A 19,283-nucleotide genomic window follows, 5' to 3' on the forward strand; every position below is an offset into this window, starting at 1 on the left:
CGTGGCCGAGCAGCACACCCCGCGATCCCTGATCGTCACCTACTACGGCGCCTACGGACGCGAGTCCGCGGGCTCCGTCCCGGTGGCCGCCCTCGTCCGGCTGCTGGGGGCGGTCGGGGTCGACGCGCCGTCCGTACGCTCCTCCGTCTCCCGGCTCAAGCGCCGCGGCTTCCTCGTCCCGGGCCGTACGGAGGAGGGGGCGGCCGGCTACGCCCTGTCCCCGGAGGCCCGCCAGCTCCTGGACGACGGCGACCGGCGCATCTACGAGCCTCCGGCGCCGCGGCTCGACGACGGGTGGGTGCTCGCCGTCTTCTCCGTACCGGAGCCGGAACGGCACAAGCGGCACTTGTTGCGTTCCCGGCTGGCGCGGCTGGGTTTCGGGACGGCGGCACCGGGTGTGTGGATCGCTCCGGCGCGGCTGTACGACGAGACCAGGCACACCCTGGAGCGGATGCATCTCGGCTCGTACGTGGACCTGTTCCGCGGTGATCATCTGGGCTTCACGCCGACGGCCGAGGCGGTGGCGCGCTGGTGGGACCTGGCGGGGATCGCCAAGCAGCACGAGGAGTTCCTGGACCTTCACGAGCCGGTGCTGCGCTCCTGGCAGGCGGGGCGAACGGTCACCCCGCAGGACGCGTACCGGGACTACCTGCTCGCCCTGGACTCCTGGCGGCAGCTGCCGTACGCGGACCCGGGCCTGCCGGCCGAGCTGCTGCCGGAGGGATGGCCGGGCGGCAGGTCGGCGGCCGTCTTCGGTGAGCTGCACGCGCGGCTGCGGGAGGCGGGGGCGGAGTTCGCCCGGTCGTGACGCGCTTGCGGCGGACCTCGTCCGGTGGAGAACAACCTGCTGCTGACCGTGGCCGGCCTTCGGCCGGGACACCGGCCAGTCGTCCGTGACCGCCGAAGCCGCGGTCGAGGACCGCCTCGGCCACGGCGGGCTCACGCTCTGGGAGGCCGACGGCACGCCCGTGCCCCTGGCGGGCGCCACCCGTGCCGCCGGGCGGCTACCGGGCCGTGACCCTCAGCTCAGTGTGAGTCGCGGCTTCGGGCCGTCCGTGCGGCCCGTCGGGGGTTTGCGGCTGCCCGCCCGGTACGGGAGGGGCCAGGGGGCGCCCGGGCCGGTGTAGTTCTGGTCGGCCGCGGCGTGCAGGGTCCAGTGGGGGTCGTACAGGTGCGGGCGGGCCAGGGCGCACAGGTCGGCGCGGCCTGCCAGCAGCAGGGAGTTGACGTCGTCCCAGGAGGAGATGGCGCCGACCGCGATGACGGGCACGCGGAGGGTGTTGCGGATCCGGTCGGCGTACGGCGTCTGGTACGAGCGGCCGTACTCGGGACGCTCGTCGGGCACGACCTGGCCCGTGGAAACGTCGATCGCGTCGGCCCCGTGCGCGGCGAAGGCGCGGGCGATCTCCACGGCGTCCTCGGCGGTGTTTCCGCCGGCCGCCCAGTCGGTGGCGGAGATGCGGACGGTCATCGGCCGGTCGGCCGGCCAGCTGTCGCGTACCGCGTCGAAGACTTCGAGGGGGAAGCGCAGCCGGTTCTCGAGCGGGCCGCCGTATGCGTCGGTGCGGCGGTTGGTGAGCGGGGAGAGGAAGCCGGAGAGCAGGTAGCCGTGGGCGCAGTGGAGTTCGAGGAGGTCGAAACCGCATCCGGCGGCCCTGCGGGCAGCGGCGGCGAACTGTTCGCGGATGTCGGTGAGCCCGGCCCGGTCGAGTGTGCGCGGCGCCTGGCTGACGCCTGGCTGGTACGGGATCGCGGACGCGGCGGACAGGGGCCAGTTGCCGTCGTCCAGGGGCTGGTCGATGCCTTCCCACATCAGCCGCGTCGAACCCTTGCGTCCGGAGTGGCCGAGCTGGAGCCCGATCGCCGTGCCCGGGGACTGCCGGTGGACGAATGCTGTGATCCGTTGCCAGGCGGCGGCCTGTTCCGGGGTGTAGAGGCCGGCGCAGCCGGGGGTGATGCGGCCCTCCGGGCTGACGCACACCATCTCGGTCATCACCAGCCCGGCTCCGCCCAGCGCCCGCGCGCCGAGATGGACGAGGTGGAAGTCGCCGGGGACGCCGTCCTCGGCGGAGTACATGTCCATGGGCGAGACGACGACCCGGTTGCGCAGGGTCAGCCCGCGCAGCCGGAACGGGGTGAACATCGGCGGGGTGCCGGGTGGGCAGCCGAAGTCCCGCTCGACGGCCTCGGTGAAGGCGGGGTCGCGCAGCCGCAGGTTGTCGTGGGTGACGCGGCGGCTGCGGGTGAGGAGGTTGAAGGCGAACTGGTGGGCCGGCTGGCCGAGGTACGTCGGCAGCTCCTCGAACCAGCGGAGGCTGGCGGCGGCGGCCCGCTGTGTCGACTCGACGACCGGCCGGCGCTCGGTCTCGTATGCGGCGAGGGCTTCGGGCAGGCCGGGCTGTTCCTGGATGCAGGCGGCCAGGGCGAGGGCGTCCTCGACCGCGAGTTTGGTGCCGGAGCCGATGGAGAAGTGCGCGGTGTGGGCGGCGTCGCCGAGCAGCACGGTGTTGCCGTGCGACCAGCGCCGGTTGACGACGGTGCGGAACGCGCTCCAGGTGGACTTGTTGCCACGGAGCGGGCGGCCCCCGAGCGCCTCGGCGAAGATCTTGGCGCAGCGCTCGGCGGACTGCTGCTCGTCGCACTCGTCGAGTCCGGCGGCCCGCCAGACCTCCTCCCGCATCTCGACGATGACGGTGGATGCGGCGCAGGCGCCGGTTCCGTAGGGGTAGCCGTGCAGCTGCATCACGCCGTGTTCGGTCTCGGCGATCTCGAAGCGGAACGCGTCGAAGGCGAAGTCGGCGGCGAGCCAGATATAGCGGCAGTCGTGGGTGGCGATGTGGGGCGCGAAGACATCGGCGTGCGCCTCGCGGGTGAGGCTGTGCACGCCGTCGGCCGCGATCACCAGGTCGTACGCCGTGGAGAGTTCGGCGGCGGGTGGCGCCTCCGCGCGGAAGCGGAGGTGTACGCCGAGCGACCGGCAGCGTTCGTGCAGGATCTCCAGCAGCCGACGCCGGCCGAGAGCCGCGAAGCCGTGGCCGCCGGAGGTGAGGGTGCGGCCGCGGTGGACGACGTCGATGTCGTCCCAGCGTACGAACTCGTCCTGCAGGGCACGGTAGACGGCCGGGTCGGCGTGCTGGATACCGCCCAGGGTCTCGTCGGAGAGGACGACGCCGAAGCCGAAGGTGTCGTCGGGGGCGTTGCGTTCCCAGACGGTGATGTCGCGCTCGGGGCCGAGTCGTTTGAGCAGGGCGGCCGCGTACAGGCCGCCAGGCCCGCCGCCAATGACGGCGACCCGCATGGCTGTCGGCTCGGTGCTCGCGGGCGGGCTGCTCGCGGGCATGGTCACCTGCCCTGCCATTTGGGCGGGCGTTTCTCGGTGAAGGCGGCATGGAACTCGGCGTAGTCCTCGCCGTTCATGAGGAGCGCCTGTGTCGCCGCGTCCAGCTCGACTGCGGCGGCGAGGGGCATGTCGAGTTCGGCGGTGAGCAGCGCCTTGGTCTGTGCGTACGCCAGGGCCGGCCCGTCCGCGAGACGGCGGGCCAGGTCGCCGGCCCGGGTGTCGGTGTCTCCCTCGTCCACCAGCTCGCTGATCAGGCCGATCCGCTCGGCCTCGGGGGCGCGTACCGGTTCGCCGAGCATCAGCAGCCGGGTGGCGTGGCCCAGTCCGACGACGCGCGGCAGCAGGTAGGCGGCGCCCATGTCGCCGCCGGAGAGTCCGACCCGGGTGAAGAGGAACGCGAAGCGTGCGGTGGGGTCGGCGATACGGAAGTCCGCGGCCAGGGCGAGGACGGCGCCGGCGCCCGCGGCGACGCCGTGGACCGCCGCGATCACCGGGAAGGGGCATTCGCGCAGCGCCCGTACCACCTGGCCGGTCATCCGGTTGAAGTCGAGGAGCTGCGCGGTGTCCATGGCGAGCGTGGCGCCGATGATCTCGTCGACGTCGCCGCCCGAGCAGAAGCCGCGCCCTTCGCCGCCGAGCACCAGGGCCCGGACGGACCGCTCACGGGACAGTTCGGCCACGAGGTCACGGAGATCCGCGTACGCGCCGAAGGTGAGGGCGTTGAGTTTCTCGGGCCGGGCGAGGGTGACGGTCGCGACGCCGTTGTGCCTGGTGAGCCGCAGGTGACGCCACTCTTCGGTGCGGGGCGCGGAGCCGGTGAAAGGGCTCATGGGGGGGCGGCCTCCTTCGTCGGAAGACTCGGGAAACCGTATCACTGATCTGTGACTGCCGTCACGTGCACGCGATAGAGACCCCGGCTCTCGGGCGGCAAACGGCCTCCGTATGGTTGAGCGCCGCACTTCTTGACCCTCCGAACGGACTCGTCTTGCCCGACCCCGACCCCGCCTCCGACCCCGACCCCGACCCCGCCTCCGGCCCGGCCTCCTGGCGCATCACGCTGCCGCACACCACGGCTGCCGTGCCGCTCGCCCGCGCCCTCGTCCGTACGGTGCTCGCCGACGTCGGGACGCCGACGGACAGCGACACGGCGGAGCTGCTCACGGCGGAGCTGGTCGCCAACGCGGTGGAGCACACCTCGGGCGACTCCCCCATCGGGCTGGTGGTCGAGATGCTGCCGTCGGGCTGCCAGGTCGAGGTGCACGACGACGACCCGGAGCCGCCGGGCGGTCTGACTCCCCCGCGGCCGGACTCGGTGCCCGACCCCTGGCAGGAGCACGGTCGCGGGCTGCTCCTGATCCGCTCGCTCAGCTCGGCCTGCGGCCACCGCCGCACCGCCCGTGGCAAGGCGGTCTGGTTCACGCTTCCGGCGTGGCCGCACCCGGCCTGAACTACGCGCCCGGGCCCGGGTCCAGGCCCGCCATCGTCGCGACCATGACGGCCTTGATGGTGTGCAGCCGGTTCTCGGCCTCGTCGAAGACGACCGAGTGCGCGGACTCGAAGACCTCGTCGGTGACCTCGAGCGAGGTCAGGCCGTGCCGCTCATGGATGTCGCGGCCGACCTGGGTGCTGAGGTCGTGGAAGGCCGGCAGGCAGTGCAGGAACTTCACCGCGTCGTTCCCGGTGGCGCGCAGCACGTCCATGGTGACCGCATACGGCGCGAGCGCTTCGATCCGCTCGTCCCAGACCTGCTTGGGCTCCCCCATCGACACCCACACGTCGGTGGCGACGAAGTCCGCGCCGGCCACTCCTTCGGCCACATCCTCGGTGAGGGTGATCCGGGCGCCGCTCGCCTCCGCGGCCTTGCGGGCCTGGGTGACGATCTCCTCGGCCGGCCAGTAGGACTTGGGCGCCACGATCCGTACGTCCATGCCGAGCAGGGCGCCGGCGACCAGGTAGGAGTTGCCCATGTTGAAGCGCGCGTCACCGAGGTAGGCGAAGGCGATCCGCTCCAGCGGCTTGTCGGCGTGTTCGGTCATGGTGAGCACGTCGGCGAGCATCTGGGTGGGGTGCCAGTCGTCGGTGAGCCCGTTGAAGACGGGGACTCCGGCGTACGCGGCCAGCTCCTCAACGGCGTCCTGGCTGTCTCCGCGGTACTCGATGCCGTCGAACATCCGGCCGAGCACCCGCGCAGTGTCCTTCACCGACTCCTTGTGCCCGATCTGCGAGCCCGAGGGGTCGAGGTACGTGGTCGAGGCTCCCTGGTCGGCGGCGGCGACCTCGAACGCGCAGCGGGTGCGGGTCGAGGTCTTCTCGAAGATCAGCGCGATGTTCCGGCCCCGCAGCCGCTGGACCTCGGCGCCCGCACGCTTGGCCGCCTTGAGTTCGGCAGCCAGTTCGATCAGGCTGCGGAACTCGGCGGCGGTGAAGTCCAGCTCCTTGAGGAAGCTGCGGCCTGCGAGGTCGGTCGCCATGGGGGCGCTCCTAGGTCACGAGTACGAGGACCATGGAAGTCTATACGACACTCTGCATTGCTATACAGACGCCGGTTATCAGACGCAGGGTCGGTTACAGGGGCTGCTAGACGGCGTCACGCTCCACCGGGCAGCTCATGCACCGCGGCCCGCCCCGCCCCCGGCCCAGTTCGCTGCCGCGGATCTCGATGACCTCAATGCCCTCCTTCCGCAGATGGGTGTTGGTGGTGACATTGCGCTCGTACGCCACCACCACCCCCGGCTCGACCGCCAGCACGTTGCAGCCGTCGTCCCACTGCTCGCGCTCCGCCGAGTGCACGTCCTGCGTCGCCGTCAGTACCCGGATCGAGTCCAGGCCCAGAGCGGCCGCTATGGCACGGTGCATGTGCTCGGGCGGATGGTCGGTGACCTTCAGCTCCCGCCCGCCGTCGCCCGGTTCGATCGTGTACGAGCGGAGCATGCCCAGCCCCGCGTACTGGGTGAACGTGTCGCCGTCGACCATCGTCATCACGGTGTCCAGGTGCATGAGCGCCCGCCGCTTCGGCATGTCCAGCGCCACGATCGTCTTCGCGGAGCCGGCCGCGAAGAGGCCGCGCGCCAGCATCTCGACCGCCTGCGGGGTGGTGCGCTCGCTCATCCCGATCAGTACCGCACCCTTGCCGATGACCAGGACGTCGCCGCCCTCGATGGTGGAGGGGTAGTCGGACAGCCCCTCCGACCAGTGGTGGAACGCGCCCGAGCCGGTGAAGAGCGGGTGGTGGCGGTAGATCGCCTCGAAGTGCACGGTCTCCCGCTGCCGGGCCGGCCAGCGCATCGCGTTGATCGACACGCCGTCGTAGATCCAGGCCGAGGTGTCCCGGGTGAAGAGATGGTTCGGCAGCGGGCCGAGCAGGAAGTCGTCCAGATCCATCACGTGGAACCGTACGGACGTCGGCTCGGGGTGGCGCTCCAGGAACTCGCGTTTGGTCATCCCCCCGACCAGGGCCTCGACCAGTTCGGCGGCCGGCAGCGCGTCGAACGCGGCCCGCAGATGGTCGGTGGCCAGCGGCCCGTACTCCTTCTCGTCGAAGACCCGGTCAAGTACGAGCTTGCGGGCCTCGTGGATGTCCAGCGCCTCGCGCAGCAGATCGCCGAAGAGATGGACCTCGACGCCGCGGTCGCGCAGTACATCGGCGAACCCGTCGTGCTCCTGACGCGCCCGGCGCACCCACAGCACGTCGTCGAAGAGCAGCGCGTCCTTGTTGCTGGGCGTGAGCCGCTTCAGCTCCAGATCGGGCCGGTGGAGGATGACGCGGCGCAGCCGCCCGGTCTCGGAGTCGACATGGAATCCCATGAGGAACACGTTCCCAGAGTGCGGACGATCAAGTGGCTCAACGCGGCAAACCTTTCCCGCCCAGCGGCTGTGGGCGGGAAAGGGTGCGGGGACGCGCGCGGGCGCCCGGCCGACGGACCGGCTGACGGACCAGCGCGGCCGACGGACTAGAGGAGGCCCAGGGCGCCGGTGGCCTGGCCCTGCAGCGCCGGGGTGAGCAGGGCCGCCTCGGGTACGGCCAGGTCGGGTAGGCCGAAGTTGTCCGCACGCGGGGCGGACAGCGGCGCCCCCAGGGACGCGCCGGGACCCTCCGCCCGCAGTTGGGACGGCGGCGTCGCGAGCCTGGCCGTGGCCTCCTCGGCCTTGCCGACGAGGTTCGGCACCGGGGCCGCGACCAGGGTCGGGGGCAGCTCGGTGGACACCGGCAGCCGCGGAAGCGCGTCCTCCGGCAGCATCCGGCCATGCTGGTGACGGGGCGCTGCGGGCGCCCCCGGCACCGGTACCGGTACGCCGGTGCTCAGTTCGGGCGCGGCCATGCCGAGCGGCGTCTCGAGCGCCTGGAGCGGCACCGTGATCGGCACGTGCTCCCCGGCGGTGGCGGGCGATGCCGCCACCGCCGCGGCCATGCACGTCATCAGCGCCGTGAGGCTCCCGCGCGCGGTCATCTTCATACTGCACTCCGTCCCTTCCAGGATTGCGGATACTCCGCTGTCCTGGTTGAACGAGCCCGCAGCCCAAACCCCCGCATCTTTCCCCCATCTGGAGCAGCGCCGCCCGCGCGCGGACCGGAATCAGAGCCTCGGGTCCACCGGCTCCGACTCCAGGGCCAGCACGGCGAAGACCGCTTCGTGGACGCGCCACAGCGGCTCGCCGTCGGCCAGCCGGTCCAGGGCCTCCAGGCCGAGCGCGTACTCGCGCAGCGCGAGCGAGCGCTTGTGGCCCAGGAACCGGTTGCGCAGGCGGGTGAGGTTGTCCGGACGCGTGTACTCGGGACCGTAGATGATCCGCAGGTACTCCCGGCCGCGCACCTTGATGCCCGGCTGGACCAGCCGGCCCTGCTCGGTGCGTACGAGCGCCTGGAGCGGCTTGACCACCATGCCCTCGCCGCCGCGGCCGGTCATCTCCAGCCACCAGTCGATGCCGGCCCGGACCGAGTCCTTGTCGCCGGTGTCGACGACAAGGCGCCGGGTGGTCTGCAGCAGCCCGGTGGGGTCGTGCTCCGCCAGCCGGTCCAGCCACGCCAGCTGCTCGTCGTGCGGTACGGCGGCCAGGCTGCGGCCCTGGACGGCGAGGAGCTGGAACGGCGCGAGGCGCACGCCGTCCAGGCCCTCGGTGCTCCAGCAGTAGCGCCGGTACGCCTCGGTGAAGCGGGCCGCGTCCGCGGCGCGTTCGCGCTGCCGGTCGAGCAGCGCGTCGGCCTCGACACCGCGGGCGGCCGCCGCTTCCAGCGCGGCCACCGCGCCGGGGAACACGGCTCCGGAGGCGGCGCCCACCGCCGCGTACTGCTTGCGCAGCAGGCCGGACGCCTTGAGCGACCACGGCATCAGCTCCGCGTCCAGGAGCAGCCAGTCGGTGTCGAGCTCCTCCCAGAGCCCGGCCGCGGTGACGGCCGTGCGCAGCCGGCCGAGGATCTCCTCGGTGACCTGGGGGTCGTCGAAGAACGGGCGCCCGGTGCGGGTGTACAGGGCGCCCGTGGGCCCCTCGGCCCGCCCCTCGACCCCGAACCGCTCGCGCACCACGTCCGCGTCCCGGCAGACCAGCGCGACCGCCCGCGAGCCCATGTGCTTCTCCTCGCACACGACCTTGGCGACGCCGTCGGCCTTGTACGTGGCGAACGCCTCGGCCGGGTGCTCCAAATAGCCTCCATCAGCCTCAATCTCCGACGTACCGGTGGGCGACATGGTCGGCGGCAGGTAGGCGAGCAGACGCGGGTCGACCGCGAACCGGCTCATCACCTCCAGCGCGGCGGCGGCGTTCTCCTCGCGGACGGCGACCCGACCCATCTGGCGGGTCTCCACGACCCGCCGGCCGTGCACATCGGCGAGGTCCAGGGGACGCCCGTCGTGCCCGCCCGGGGCCTCGGTGGCGAGCGGCCGGACCGGCTCGTACCAGACCTTCTCGGCCGGTACGTCGACGAGTTCACGCTCGGGCCAGCGCAGCGCGGTCATCTTCCCGCCGAACACGGCCCCGGTGTCCAGGCAGATGGTGTTGTTGATCCACGAGGTGTTCGGCACGGGGGTGTGCCCGTAGACGACGGCGGCGCGGCCTCGGTAGTCCTCGGCCCACGGGTAGCGCACGGGCAGGCCGAACTCGTCGGTCTCGCCGGTCGTGTCGCCGTACAGCGCGTGCGAGCGGACCCTGCCGGAGGTGCGGCCGTGGTACTTCTCGGGCAGCCCGGCGTGGCAGACGACGAGCTTGCCGCCGTCGAGGACGTAGTGGCTGACCAGTCCGTCGATGAACTCCCGCACCTGCGCGCGGAAGGTGTCGTCCTCCTTCTCCAGCTGCTCGATGGTCTCGGCGAGTCCGTGCGTGTGCTGGACCTTCTTGCCCCCCAGGTAACGGCCGAGCTTGTTCTCGTGGTTCCCCGGCACGCACAGGGCGTTGCCGGAGGCGACCATGGACATGACTCGGCGCAGGACGCCAGGGCTGTCCGGTCCGCGGTCGACGAGGTCGCCGACGAAGACGGCCGTGCGGCCGTCGGGGTGCGCCCCGTCGACGTACCCCAGCTTGACGAGCAGGGTCTCCAGCTCGGAGCGGCAGCCGTGGATGTCACCGATGATGTCGAAGGGGCCGGTGAGGTGGGTCAGGTCGTTGAACCGGCGCTCGATGACGATCTCGGCGTTCTCGACCTCCTCCACGCTGCGCAGGATGTGCACCTTGCGGAAGCCCTCGCGCTCCAGGCCGCGCAGCGAACGACGCAGTTCGCGCCGGTGGCGCTGGATGACGTGACGGGGCATGCCGGCCCGGTCCGGGCGCGCGGCGTTGCGCTCGGCGCACACGTCCTCGGAGATGTCGAGGACGATCGCGATCGGCAGTACGTCGTACTGGCGGGCCAGCTGGACCAGCTGCTTGCGGCTCTCGGACTGCACGCTGGTCGCGTCGACGACGGTCAGGCGGCCGGCGGCCAGGCGCTTGCCGGCGATGTGGTGGAGGACGTCGAACGCGTCACCGCTGGCGCTCTGGTCGTTCTCGTCGTCGGCGACGAGGCCACGGCAGAAGTCCGAGGAGATGATCTCGGTAGGCTTGAAATGGGTCCTGGCGAAGGTGGACTTGCCGGAACCGGTGGCGCCGATCAGGACCACGAGGGACAGGTCGGTCACGGCGAGAGTGCGCTTGCTCGGGCTGGTCATGCCGCCTTCTCCTCCTTCGTGGTCGTTGCGGTCTTCGTGGTGGCCGTGGCCTCTTCACTTCTGAAGACGGCCATCTGGGTCGGTGCCCCGACTTCGGGGTCGTCGGTTCCGACGGGTACGAACTCCACTCCGTACCCGTGCCGCCGGGCGACGGACTCCGCCCACTCCCGGAACTCCGCCCGCGTCCACTCGAAGCGGTGGTCGCTGTGCCGGACGTGCCCGGCGGGCAGGCTCTCCCAGCGGACGTTGTACTCGACGTTCGGCGTCGTCACGAGCACCGTCTGCGGGCGCGCGGAGCCGAACACCGCGTACTCCAGGGCCGGAAGCCGCGGCAGGTCGAGGTGCTCGATCACCTCGCTGAGCACCGCGGCGTCGTACCCCTTCAGCCGCTTGTCGGTGTACGCGAGCGAGCCCTGCAGGAGCGTGACCCGCTCGGCCTGCCGCTCGCCCATCCGGTCCAGCTTCAGCCGCCGGGCCGCGACGGTGAGGGCCCGCATCGACACATCGACGCCGACGATCTCGGTGAACCGGACGTCCTTCAGCAGAGCCTGCACCAACTGGCCCTGTCCGCAGCCGAGGTCGAGGACCCGGCTCGCCCCCGCCGCACGCAGCGCCGCCAGGATGGCGTCGCGTCGCTGCACGGCGAGCGGCACGGGACGCTCCTCCGTGTCGGTCGACTCGTCGACGGCGTTGTCGATGTCCTCGACCTCGGTGTCGTCGGCCTCGGCCAGGCGCACCAGCTCCAGCCGCTCCCTCGCCTGCCGGGTCAGACCCCAGCGGCGGGACAGGAAGCGGCTCGTGATGAGCTGCTGTTCGGGGTGGTTGGCCAGCCAGCCGTCACCGGCGCGCAGCAGCTTGTCGACCTCGTCCGGTGCGACCCAGTAGTGCTTGGCGTCGTCGAGGACCGGCAGCAGGACATAGAGGTGCCGCAGCGCGTCGGCGAGCCGCAGCTCGCCTTCCAGTACGAGCCGTACGTACCGCGAGTCGCCCCACTCCGGGAACTGCTCGTCCAGCGCCACCGCCTCGGCGTCCACGGTCGCCCAGCCGAGCGGGCCGAAGAGCGCCCGCACCAGCTCCGCACCACCGCGGGCAGGCAGCGCGGGCACCTCGATACGCAGCGGCAGCGGCTGCTCCGCCAGCTCCGGACGGGCGTTGCACTGGCCCTTCATCGCGCTGGAGAAGACGCTGCTGAGCGCGACGGCGAGCAGCGAGGACGCAGCGTACGGCCGGTCGTTCACATACTGTGCGAGCGCCGCATCGGGCGCGCCCGAGCGCCCCTTACCCTTGCCGCGCCGGACGAGCGCCACCGGATCCACCTCCAGCAGCAGCGCGGCTGTGCAGCGATCGGCGGACGCCTCGGGGTAGAGGACATGCGCCGTACCGTGCGAGGTGGAGAACGCCTGCGCTTTCTCGGGATGCTTGTGCAGCAGGAAGCCGAGATCGGTCGCGGGTCGCTCTGGGGTACCGGTGGTACTGATCGTCAGGAACACACATCCGAGTATCGTCCGGCCCGCCGTCTCCGACCAGGCATTTTCGTCACAGCCCCATGCCTGTCAGCCCGTACCGGTCAGCCCCCTGCCTGTCAGCCCGTACCTGTCAGCCGCGTCAGCTCGGCGATCTGCCGGGGCCCCACCCGGCAGCAGCCGCCGACCAGCCGCGCGCCGGCCGCCTGCCATTGCCTCACCCGCGCCGGATCGTAGGTGACCGGGCCTCGCCAGGACCTCGCTTGCGCATCCCACTCCTCTCCACTGTTCGGATAGACGACGACCGGCTTTCCGGTCACCTCGGCCGCCACGGCCACGGCCTCGTCCGCATCCGCCGGCTCGCAGCAGTTGATGCCGGCGGCGATGACCTGGTCGACCCCGGCCACCAGCGCGAGCGCCCGGTCCAGGGGCTGCCCGGCCCGTGTCGTACTGCCGGTGATGCTGTACGAGAGCCAGACCGGCACCCCGCACCCCTCCACCGCCCGCAGCAGCGCCTCCGCCTCGTCCGCGTCCGGCACCGTCTCCAGGGCGAGGACATCGGGCCCGGCGGCGACGAGGGCTTCGATCCGCGGCCGGTGAAAGCGCTCCAACGCCCTGACGGACAGCCCGTACCGCCCGAGGTATTCGCTGCCGTCGGCAAGAACCGCGCCGTAGGGCCCCACCGAAGCCGCGACCCAGACCGCCCGGTCGCGCGCGGCGCCGGCGGCTCGCCTCGCCAACGTCACACTGCGCCCCAGCAGCTCCTCCGCCTCCTTCCGCCCGGTGCCTCGTTTCGCGAAGCCCTCGTAACTGGCCTGGTAGCTGGAGGTGATGAGCACCTGCGCGCCCGCCAGGACGTACGCGTGGTGCGCCGCCTCGACCTGTGCGGGGTCGTCCGCGAGCAGCCGGGCGGACCACAGGGCGTCGGAGAGGTCGCAGCCCTGCGCCTCCAGCTGGTTGGAGAGACCGCCGTCGAGGACGACGGTCCCCCCGGCGAGCGCGTCGCGCAGCGGCCGGGCGGGCTTCACCGGAGCCCGGGCCCGGTGAAGATGCCAAGATCCATGCATCCATCATGACGCCCCCGCCGTCGAATCGCGGGCCGCGCCCGGTGTGCTGCCCTGATCCCTCAGCGTGAGTCTGCGGAGCATCGCGCGCACCCGGTCGCTCGACTCGTCCGCGGCGTCGATCGCCTCGATGCACTGCCAGTACAGGCCCTCCTCGTCCGTGGCACACGCGACCCCGACGAGCGCGATGCCGACCTCCCCGAGCAGCCCGCCGAGGCCGAGTAACGCCTCGCGCGCATCAGTCACTTCGGTGAGCTGCGCCGCCCGTATCCCACCCGCCCGCAGCACCAGCTGGTCCAGCACTCCGCAGCCTCGCCCGCCGGACTCGCTGAGGCCGCGGGCCTCGACTCTGAGCTCCGGTGGCCCGACGAGGGCCAGTTGTCCGCCGATGGCCTGCGCCAGAGCCTGCGCCTGCCAGGCCTCGGCCACGATGTCCAGCGCCACCCGGCTCTGCGCCAGAGCGTGCCGGCCGGCCCTGATGAGCCGCACCGCATCCATGCGCGATCCCCCGTCCGTACGACATCCCTCAGTACCGCCTCCACTACCCAGAGTGAAGCCAAGAGGCTCGGAAAGCCAGGGGTATTCGGAAATCTGTGGACACCAGAGCGGTTTCGAACAACTTCGTCACTCCGAAGAGTGACGATCCTTGTCAGCCTTGCTGGGCGAGGACCGCGACGCCGGGAAACGCAGCTCATTCCGGTCGATCTTGGCGGCCAGCGCCGCCAGCACGTCCACGCCCAGTACCTCGCAGAACTGCAGCAGGTACGCCAGCACATCGGCGACCTCGTCGGCCACCCGGTGCGCCGAATCCGGCTCCTCCATGACCCGCGCCGACTCCTCGGGCGTCAGCCACTGGAAGATCTCGACCAGTTCGGACGCCTCCACGCTCAGCGCGACCGCCAGGTTCTTGGGTGTGTGGTAGGGCTGCCAGCCCCGCGCCGCCGCGAATTCGGCCAGCCTGCGCTGCAGCGCGGCCAGATCCTCCGCCTTACCCGATGTTTCAGATGGCTCAGCTGCCTCAGATGGCTCAGATGGCTGGGATAGCTCAGATGGCTCAGTCACGGCACCAGGTCTACCACCGAGACGCCGGCCACCCCCCGGGCGCCGTCCCCGTCGGCGACCGCCCCCACCAACCGGATGTGTCCGCGCCCGCACGACATCACCGCCAGCCGCACCAGCTCCCCTGTCTGCCGGGCGTCCAGACAGCGGTCGAACCCGTCCGCCAGCACCGTGAGCACCTGCTGCGCCGGGAGCAGCTCCGCCGCCGGGTCCACCGCCAGCACATCCGGCCCGGTGAGCAGGACCAGCGCCAGGGCGAGGTAGCGCAACTCGCCCTCGCCCAGCCGCCCCACCGGGGTGGCACCCTGTGCGCCGCGGCCCAGTACGGCCCGTACCCGCCCGTCGGCCAGATCCTCCGCGGTCAGGTCGTCCACCGGCCCGGTGCAGCCCGCCCGGGCCGCCGCGATCAGGGCAGCATGCCGGGTGACGCACTCGGTCCGGGTGCGCCGCAGCACCTCGGCGAGGTTGTCGCAGCCGCCGCGCAGCCGTCCGCCACCGACCGGTACCGGCGCGCGCATCCGCTGCGGCTGGGGGTCGCACGCGAACACCGACCGCAGCGCCACCACCACCTGTTCCGCGGCCGCCAGCACCTGCCGCTGGCCTTCCGTACTGCCCGCGACGCGCAGCGGCAGCAGGGCGGTGCCGAGCCGGTCGTCCGGCAGCGGAGCCCGGGTCACCGCGACCGCGCCGCCGGTGTGCCACGCGGCCTGCACGCTGCTGCGGCCCGGATCGCGCAGGGCAGTGGTCAGCAGCGTCCGCCCGTCGGCGGTCAGCCGTTCGCCGACGATGCGGAGTTCGGGCTCGGCCTGTACGGCGAGATCGAGCCGTACAGGTCCGGCGGGGCCGTCGACCGTGCAGCCGATCCGGAAGCCCCGCCGTCCCTGGGCGTCGGCGCCCGCCCGCTCGGGCACGCATCCCGCCGGGTCCGGGAAGACCTCGCCGAGCGCGGCGCCGGAGCCGAGCCGCGCCAGCGCCTCGTACGCCTGCAGGGCACTCGACTTTCCGCTGCCGCTGGCCCCCGCGAAAAGGGTGACCGGGCCCAGCGGGAAGGAGGCGCCACGGTGTGACTTGAAGGCGGAGAGCCGCAGTTCGGTGACCGTGGGGCGCTTACGGTGTGCGTCCATGGAAGGGACGCTACGCAGCCAGAAAGGTGGCGAACCGTTCCGCCTGGATGACCTTCCTACGAACGAGGGACGGCGGCGGCCGCGATGCCCTCGACCTCGGTACCGACCGGCGCCAGCAGGAAGACGTTCCGGTCGACCCGGTGCATGCCGCTGCCGAGCCCGAAGACGACACCGCTGCTGAAGTCGAGAATGCGCTTGGCGACTTCGGTGTCGGCGCTGGTCAGGTCCAGCAGGACCGGGATCTGGGCGACGAGGTACTCGGCGACCTCGCGCGCGTCCGCGAAGACCTGCACCCGGAGCACGACCATGCGGCGCTGCTCTGCCGCCGGGTACTCGTTGGGCAGGGTGCGGTGGTCGACTCTGGAGGGCCACTCGTTGCGGCTGCGCAGCGGAACGACCTGGGCGAGCCCTTCCCACTGTTCGTCGGTGACGTCGTACCTGCTCACCGGACCACCTCGCCCGCACGCTTCGTCTGCATCCGCCCATCCTCGCGCCCCTCACCCGTTCGGCCCAACAGCGACACGCTCGGTCGTGAATAACTCCAATGGCGGACACCACCGAGCCCCCGGCCCCGTTTCGGCCGAGCCTGTTCGAAGGCTCATCAGCCGACGGCCAGCCCCCCGTCAGCCCACGGAGGAGCTCGAATGGACACCGCTTTCTCGCGTGTTTTCTCGCGTGCTTTCTCGCTCAGCCGACAACACGCCGTCGTCACCGGCGGTGCCGGATTCGTCGGTTCGCATCGGTGCACCGCGCTGCTCGACCGCGACCGGCCGCCCGACCTGGTGCTGCACCTCGCGCCCCCGGCGTCGCCCGCCGTCTGGCTGGGGCTGCCGCTGCACACGATGGAGGCCGGCAGCCTCGGTACGCGGCACGCCCCGGCCCTCGCCCGCAACTCCGGAGCCCGCTTCCTGCTGGGCAATGTGAACCCGGTCGGGGCGCGCAGCGTGTGCGACGAGTCGAAGCGGTCGGCGAGGCGCTCACCACCGCCCAGGCCGACGCCGACGCCACGGACACCGGCATCATGCGGCTGTTCAACACATACGGCCCGCGGATGCGCGGTTACGACGGCCGCGCCGTCCCCACCTTCGTCCGGCAGGCCCTGGCCGGCGAGCCCCTCACCGTCACCGGTGACGGCCGGCAGACCCGGTCGCTGTGCTACGTCGACGACACCGTGCGGGGCATTCTCGCGGCGGCCGCCCACGGGTTGCGCGGCCCGGTCAACATCGGCAATCCGACTGAGAATCACGCCGGCCCGCGACAAGCTCGAACGGGAGCCGCGAGTGACCGCCGAGCACGGCCTGCGGCGCTCCGTCGCCTGGTTCCGCGCGCAGGCGGACACCGGCTCCTGACAAGGCCGTACACCCGTTCCGGCCGACGCCTCCACGCCCGGGCCCGGCCGGACACGATTCGCCGAAAGGCCTGGTACGCCCATGCGCATCCTCGGAATCAACGCACTGTTCCACGACCCCGCCGCCGCCCTCGTCATCGACGGCCGGACCGTCGCCGCCACGGAGGAGGAACGATTCTCCCGGCGCAAGCACGGCAAGCGGCCGGTGCCGTGCTCCGCCTGGGAGCTGCCCGAACAGGCAGCCACCTGGTGCCTGAAGCGGGCGGGCCTGCGCCCACAGGACCTCGATGCCGTCGCGTACTCCTTCGACCCTTCGCTCGCCCGCCCCGCGGAGACGATGGGCCTGGACGACCCCTGGGACCACCTGAGGCTGGCGTACGCCCGGGAGGCCCCCGGCTTCCTCGAGACCGCGCTGCCGGGGCTGGACCCGGACATCGTCCGGTTCGTACCGCATCACATGGCACATGCCGCGTCGAGCGCCTTCGCCGCGCCCGACGCCGCGGCGTCGTCGGTACTCGTCCTCGACGGCCGCGGCGAACGCGCCTCCCACCTCGCGGCCCGCCGGGTCCGGGACCGGCTGGAGCCCCTGTACGCACAGGAGTTGCCGCACTCGCTCGGGCTGGTCTACGAGGAGCTCACCGCCCACCTCGGATTCCTGCGCTCCTGCGACGAGTTCAAGGTGATGGCCCTCGCCTCGCACGGCACGCCGCGGATGCTGCCCGAACTGCGCCGGTACGTACACCCCACCGGCGACGGCGGGTTCCGCGCCACCGGCGTGCCCTGGCACGAGATGTGCGCGCCCCGGCGGCCCGAGGAGGCATGGACGCAGGACCACGCGGACGTGGCCGCGAGCGCTCAGGCCGTGCTGGAGGAGACTCTGCTGGATCTGGCACGCTGGCTGCACGGGAAGACGCACGACAGCGTGCTCGCACTCGCCGGCGGCGTCGCGCTGAACTGCGTCGCCAACTCCCGTATCGCCCGCGAGGGTCCGTTCTCCCGGGTGTGGGTGCAGCCCGCCGCCGGTGACGCGGGCACCGCACTCGGCAGCGCGCTGCTGCTGGCCGTCGGCGCGGGGCACGAGCCGGAGCCCATGACCGGCGCCGACCTGGGCCGGGACTGGTCCGACGCGGAACTCGGAGCGTGGCTGAAGACGGCGGCCGTGCCGTTCGACCGGCCGGAGGACATCGCCACCACCGTGGCCCGGGCACTGGCGGACAACGCGATCGTGGCCTGGTTCCAGGGCCGTTCCGAGTACGGGCCGAGGGCCCTGGGACACCGCTCGCTGCTGGCCCACCCCGGTCACGCGGGCAATCTGGAGCGGCTCAACGACGTCAAGGGCCGGGAACAGTTCCGGCCGGTCGCACCCATGGTGCTCGCCGACCGCGCCCCGGAGATCTTCGACGGCCCGCTGCCGAGCCCGTACATGCTGTTCGTCCACGACGTGGCCGCGGCGTGGCGGGAGCGCATCCCGGCCGTCGTGCACGTCGACGGCACCGCCCGTATCCAGACGGTGGACCCGGCGGGCGAACCACTCGTCGCCCGTATGCTCACCGAGTTCGAGCGGCTCACCGGCCTGCCCGTGGTGGTCAACACCAGCCTGAACACGGCGGGCCGGCCCATGGTGGACGACCCGCGTGACGCCCTGGAGTGCTTCGGTTCCTCCCCCATCGACCTCCTGGCCATCGGCCCGTATGCGATCCGGCGCGGCGACTTCTTCCGCTCGTGCGGCGAAGGGGCCGTCGACGAGGGGGCCGCGCGATGACGGCGTACGGACAGATGCGGCGTACGGACGGGAGCCGGTGTACGGACAGATGCGGGCGTACGGACGGGAGCCGGCCACCGCGTACGCCGTGGTGATCCCGACGCTCGGACGGCCCAGCCTGAGCGCGTGCCTGCGGGCGCCGGCCGATGCCACCGGCACCTGGCCGGTACGGGTGGTCCTCGTCGACGACCGCCCGGACGCCGGCGGCACACCGCTCCCGGTGGAGATCCCGGCGCGGCTGCGGCCGGTCGCACCGTCGTCGTCGGCCGGGCCCGTGGGCCGGCCGCGGCGCGTAACACCGGGTGGCGGGCCGCCGGGCCGGTGCCCTGGATCGTCTTCCTCGACGACGACGTGGTGCCGGGCCCCGCGTGGGGCGACCATCTCGTACGGGACCTCGCCGCGGCGACGTACCGGAACGCCGGGGTCACCGCCCGGATCGCGGTACCGCTGCCGGCGGACCGCCGCCCCACGGTCCGCGGCGTGGCTGGCCGGCACCGCCGAGGTCGCCTGGGCACGGGTCGCGCCCGGTCCGCGGACCCGGGACGAGGTCGTCTCGATGGTGCTGACCAGCGTGCTCATTCCCCCGGCGGCCACGTGGCACTGGCTGCGCGGACACATACGGCACCGGCGGACGCTGCCGTGGGGCCCGCACGAGTCCGGCGCGCCGTCGCGCCCGCCGCGACAGCCGGTCCAGGAGCGGGTGCGGTCATGACCGGTCCTTGGCTGTTCACCGGTGGCACGGCCGCCGCACGCCGGGACGGTGCGTGCTTGGAGGCCGTGCTCTTCGACCGCGACGGCAGGCTGGTCGCCGACGTGCCCTACAACGGTGACCCGGCGCGGGTCACGCTCATGCCGACGGCGCGGGAGAGCCGTCGACGCGGTGCGGTCCCTGGGGATCCCGGCGGGCTCCTGACTCGTCGTCAGGTAGAGGCCCGTACAGCAGCGGGTGGAGGCCCTCCTCGGACAGTTCGAGGTGTGGGCGGTCTGTCC

The 19,283-nt window shown here is 72.3% G+C and carries 15 protein-coding genes and 2 pseudogenes; 5 read left to right on the forward strand and 12 right to left on the reverse strand.

The features are described 5' to 3' along the window. Window position 1: 1 nt before the first annotated feature. On the forward strand, window positions 2–808 hold the full coding sequence (locus NLX86_RS10025; protein ID WP_254371268.1) for a PaaX family transcriptional regulator C-terminal domain-containing protein: 807 nt from the start codon (window positions 2–4) through the stop codon (window positions 806–808). 213 nt (window positions 809–1,021) lie between these two features. On the opposite strand, the gene NLX86_RS10030 is transcribed toward NLX86_RS10025, so the two are convergent. Further along, the gene (locus NLX86_RS10030; protein ID WP_254371269.1) at window positions 1,022–3,340 is read right to left on the reverse strand and encodes a bifunctional salicylyl-CoA 5-hydroxylase/oxidoreductase; all 2,319 of its coding nucleotides are present in this window, start codon (window positions 3,338–3,340) and stop codon (window positions 1,022–1,024) included. Window positions 3,341–3,342: 2 nt separating this feature from the next. Next, window positions 3,343–4,170, reverse strand: a complete 828-nt coding sequence (locus NLX86_RS10035) for an enoyl-CoA hydratase family protein (protein ID WP_254371270.1) — start codon at window positions 4,168–4,170, stop codon at window positions 3,343–3,345. 155 nt (window positions 4,171–4,325) lie between these two features. On the opposite strand from NLX86_RS10035, the gene NLX86_RS10040 reads away from it, so the two are divergent. Continuing rightward, window positions 4,326–4,787: an ATP-binding protein gene (locus tag NLX86_RS10040; protein ID WP_254371271.1), complete on the forward strand. Its 462-nt coding sequence runs from the start codon at window positions 4,326–4,328 to the stop codon at window positions 4,785–4,787. A gap of 1 nt (window position 4,788) precedes the next feature. On the opposite strand, the gene argF is transcribed toward NLX86_RS10040, so the two are convergent. The 10 genes from argF to NLX86_RS10090 all read right to left on the reverse strand — a co-directional run bounded on the left by argF (window position 4,789) and on the right by NLX86_RS10090 (window position 15,629). Next, window positions 4,789–5,811 carry an ornithine carbamoyltransferase gene (argF, locus tag NLX86_RS10045; protein WP_254371272.1) on the reverse strand — a complete coding sequence of 341 codons (1,023 nt, stop codon included), beginning with the start codon at window positions 5,809–5,811 and terminating at the stop codon, window positions 4,789–4,791. Between the two features lie 106 nt (window positions 5,812–5,917). After that, a complete protein-coding gene (locus NLX86_RS10050; protein WP_254371273.1) occupies window positions 5,918–7,144 on the reverse strand; it encodes an arginine deiminase in 1,227 nt (408 codons plus the stop codon). Between the two features lie 146 nt (window positions 7,145–7,290). Then, window positions 7,291–7,794, reverse strand: a complete 504-nt coding sequence (locus NLX86_RS10055) for a hypothetical protein (RefSeq protein ID WP_254371274.1) — start codon at window positions 7,792–7,794, stop codon at window positions 7,291–7,293. A gap of 120 nt (window positions 7,795–7,914) precedes the next feature. Beyond that, the gene (locus NLX86_RS10060) at window positions 7,915–10,473 is read right to left on the reverse strand and encodes a polynucleotide kinase-phosphatase (protein ID WP_254371275.1); all 2,559 of its coding nucleotides are present in this window, start codon (window positions 10,471–10,473) and stop codon (window positions 7,915–7,917) included. Then, entirely contained in the window at window positions 10,470–11,963 is a 1,494-nt protein-coding gene (locus NLX86_RS10065) for a 3' terminal RNA ribose 2'-O-methyltransferase Hen1 (RefSeq protein ID WP_254371276.1), read from the reverse strand. The genes NLX86_RS10060 and NLX86_RS10065 overlap by 4 nt, the downstream gene beginning before the upstream one ends. A 92-nt stretch (window positions 11,964–12,055) precedes the next feature. After that, the gene (mmuM, locus tag NLX86_RS10070) at window positions 12,056–13,003 is read right to left on the reverse strand and encodes a homocysteine S-methyltransferase (RefSeq protein ID WP_374213858.1); all 948 of its coding nucleotides are present in this window, start codon (window positions 13,001–13,003) and stop codon (window positions 12,056–12,058) included. A 3-nt stretch (window positions 13,004–13,006) separates the two neighbouring features. After that, window positions 13,007–13,498 carry a DUF6099 family protein gene (locus tag NLX86_RS10075; RefSeq protein ID WP_254371278.1) on the reverse strand — a complete coding sequence of 164 codons (492 nt, stop codon included), beginning with the start codon at window positions 13,496–13,498 and terminating at the stop codon, window positions 13,007–13,009. Between the two features lie 126 nt (window positions 13,499–13,624). Beyond that, window positions 13,625–13,978, reverse strand: coding sequence for a nucleotide pyrophosphohydrolase (locus tag NLX86_RS10080; RefSeq protein WP_254371456.1), 354 nt, complete (start codon window positions 13,976–13,978; stop codon window positions 13,625–13,627). An 80-nt stretch (window positions 13,979–14,058) separates the two neighbouring features. Continuing rightward, window positions 14,059–15,183: an AAA family ATPase gene (locus tag NLX86_RS10085; protein WP_254371279.1), complete on the reverse strand. Its 1,125-nt coding sequence runs from the start codon at window positions 15,181–15,183 to the stop codon at window positions 14,059–14,061. Window positions 15,184–15,239: 56 nt separating this feature from the next. Next, window positions 15,240–15,629, reverse strand: coding sequence for a cell division protein SepF (locus NLX86_RS10090; RefSeq protein ID WP_254371280.1), 390 nt, complete (start codon window positions 15,627–15,629; stop codon window positions 15,240–15,242). A 198-nt stretch (window positions 15,630–15,827) separates the two neighbouring features. Here NLX86_RS10090 and NLX86_RS10095 point away from each other — a divergent pair. The 3 genes and pseudogenes from NLX86_RS10095 to NLX86_RS10105 all read left to right on the forward strand — a co-directional run bounded on the left by NLX86_RS10095 (window position 15,828) and on the right by NLX86_RS10105 (window position 19,005). Beyond that, window positions 15,828–16,532 (forward strand): annotated as a pseudogene (locus NLX86_RS10095) (NAD-dependent epimerase/dehydratase family protein). Between the two features lie 81 nt (window positions 16,533–16,613). Next, window positions 16,614–18,293 carry a carbamoyltransferase C-terminal domain-containing protein gene (locus NLX86_RS10100; protein ID WP_254371281.1) on the forward strand — a complete coding sequence of 560 codons (1,680 nt, stop codon included), beginning with the start codon at window positions 16,614–16,616 and terminating at the stop codon, window positions 18,291–18,293. Window positions 18,294–18,342: 49 nt separating this feature from the next. Further along, window positions 18,343–19,005: pseudogene (locus tag NLX86_RS10105) on the forward strand (glycosyltransferase family 2 protein). Window positions 19,006–19,283: the final 278 nt, after the last annotated feature.

It is taken from the genome of Streptomyces sp. A3M-1-3 (genome assembly GCF_024213665.1).
Lineage (GTDB): Bacteria > Actinomycetota > Actinomycetes > Streptomycetales > Streptomycetaceae > Streptomyces.

Bases quoted from the DNA above. Each gene is read 5' to 3' on its own strand.
- NLX86_RS10030 (WP_254371269.1), bottom strand. From the start codon at position 3,340: ATGCCCGCGAGCAGCCCGCCCGCGAGCACCGAGCCGACAGCCATGCGG.
- NLX86_RS10035 (WP_254371270.1), bottom strand. From the start codon at position 4,170: ATGAGCCCTTTCACCGGCTCCGCGCCCCGCACCGAAGAGTGGCGTCAC.
- argF (WP_254371272.1), bottom strand. From the start codon at position 5,811: ATGGCGACCGACCTCGCAGGCCGCAGCTTCCTCAAGGAGCTGGACTTC.
- NLX86_RS10050 (WP_254371273.1), bottom strand. From the start codon at position 7,144: ATGGGATTCCATGTCGACTCCGAGACCGGGCGGCTGCGCCGCGTCATC.
- NLX86_RS10055 (WP_254371274.1), bottom strand. From the start codon at position 7,794: ATGAAGATGACCGCGCGCGGGAGCCTCACGGCGCTGATGACGTGCATG.
- NLX86_RS10060 (WP_254371275.1), bottom strand. From the start codon at position 10,473: ATGACCAGCCCGAGCAAGCGCACTCTCGCCGTGACCGACCTGTCCCTC.
- mmuM (WP_374213858.1), bottom strand. From the start codon at position 13,003: ATGCATGGATCTTGGCATCTTCACCGGGCCCGGGCTCCGGTGAAGCCC.
- NLX86_RS10075 (WP_254371278.1), bottom strand. From the start codon at position 13,498: ATGGATGCGGTGCGGCTCATCAGGGCCGGCCGGCACGCTCTGGCGCAG.
- NLX86_RS10085 (WP_254371279.1), bottom strand. From the start codon at position 15,183: ATGGACGCACACCGTAAGCGCCCCACGGTCACCGAACTGCGGCTCTCC.
- NLX86_RS10100 (WP_254371281.1), top strand. From the start codon at position 16,614: ATGCGCATCCTCGGAATCAACGCACTGTTCCACGACCCCGCCGCCGCC.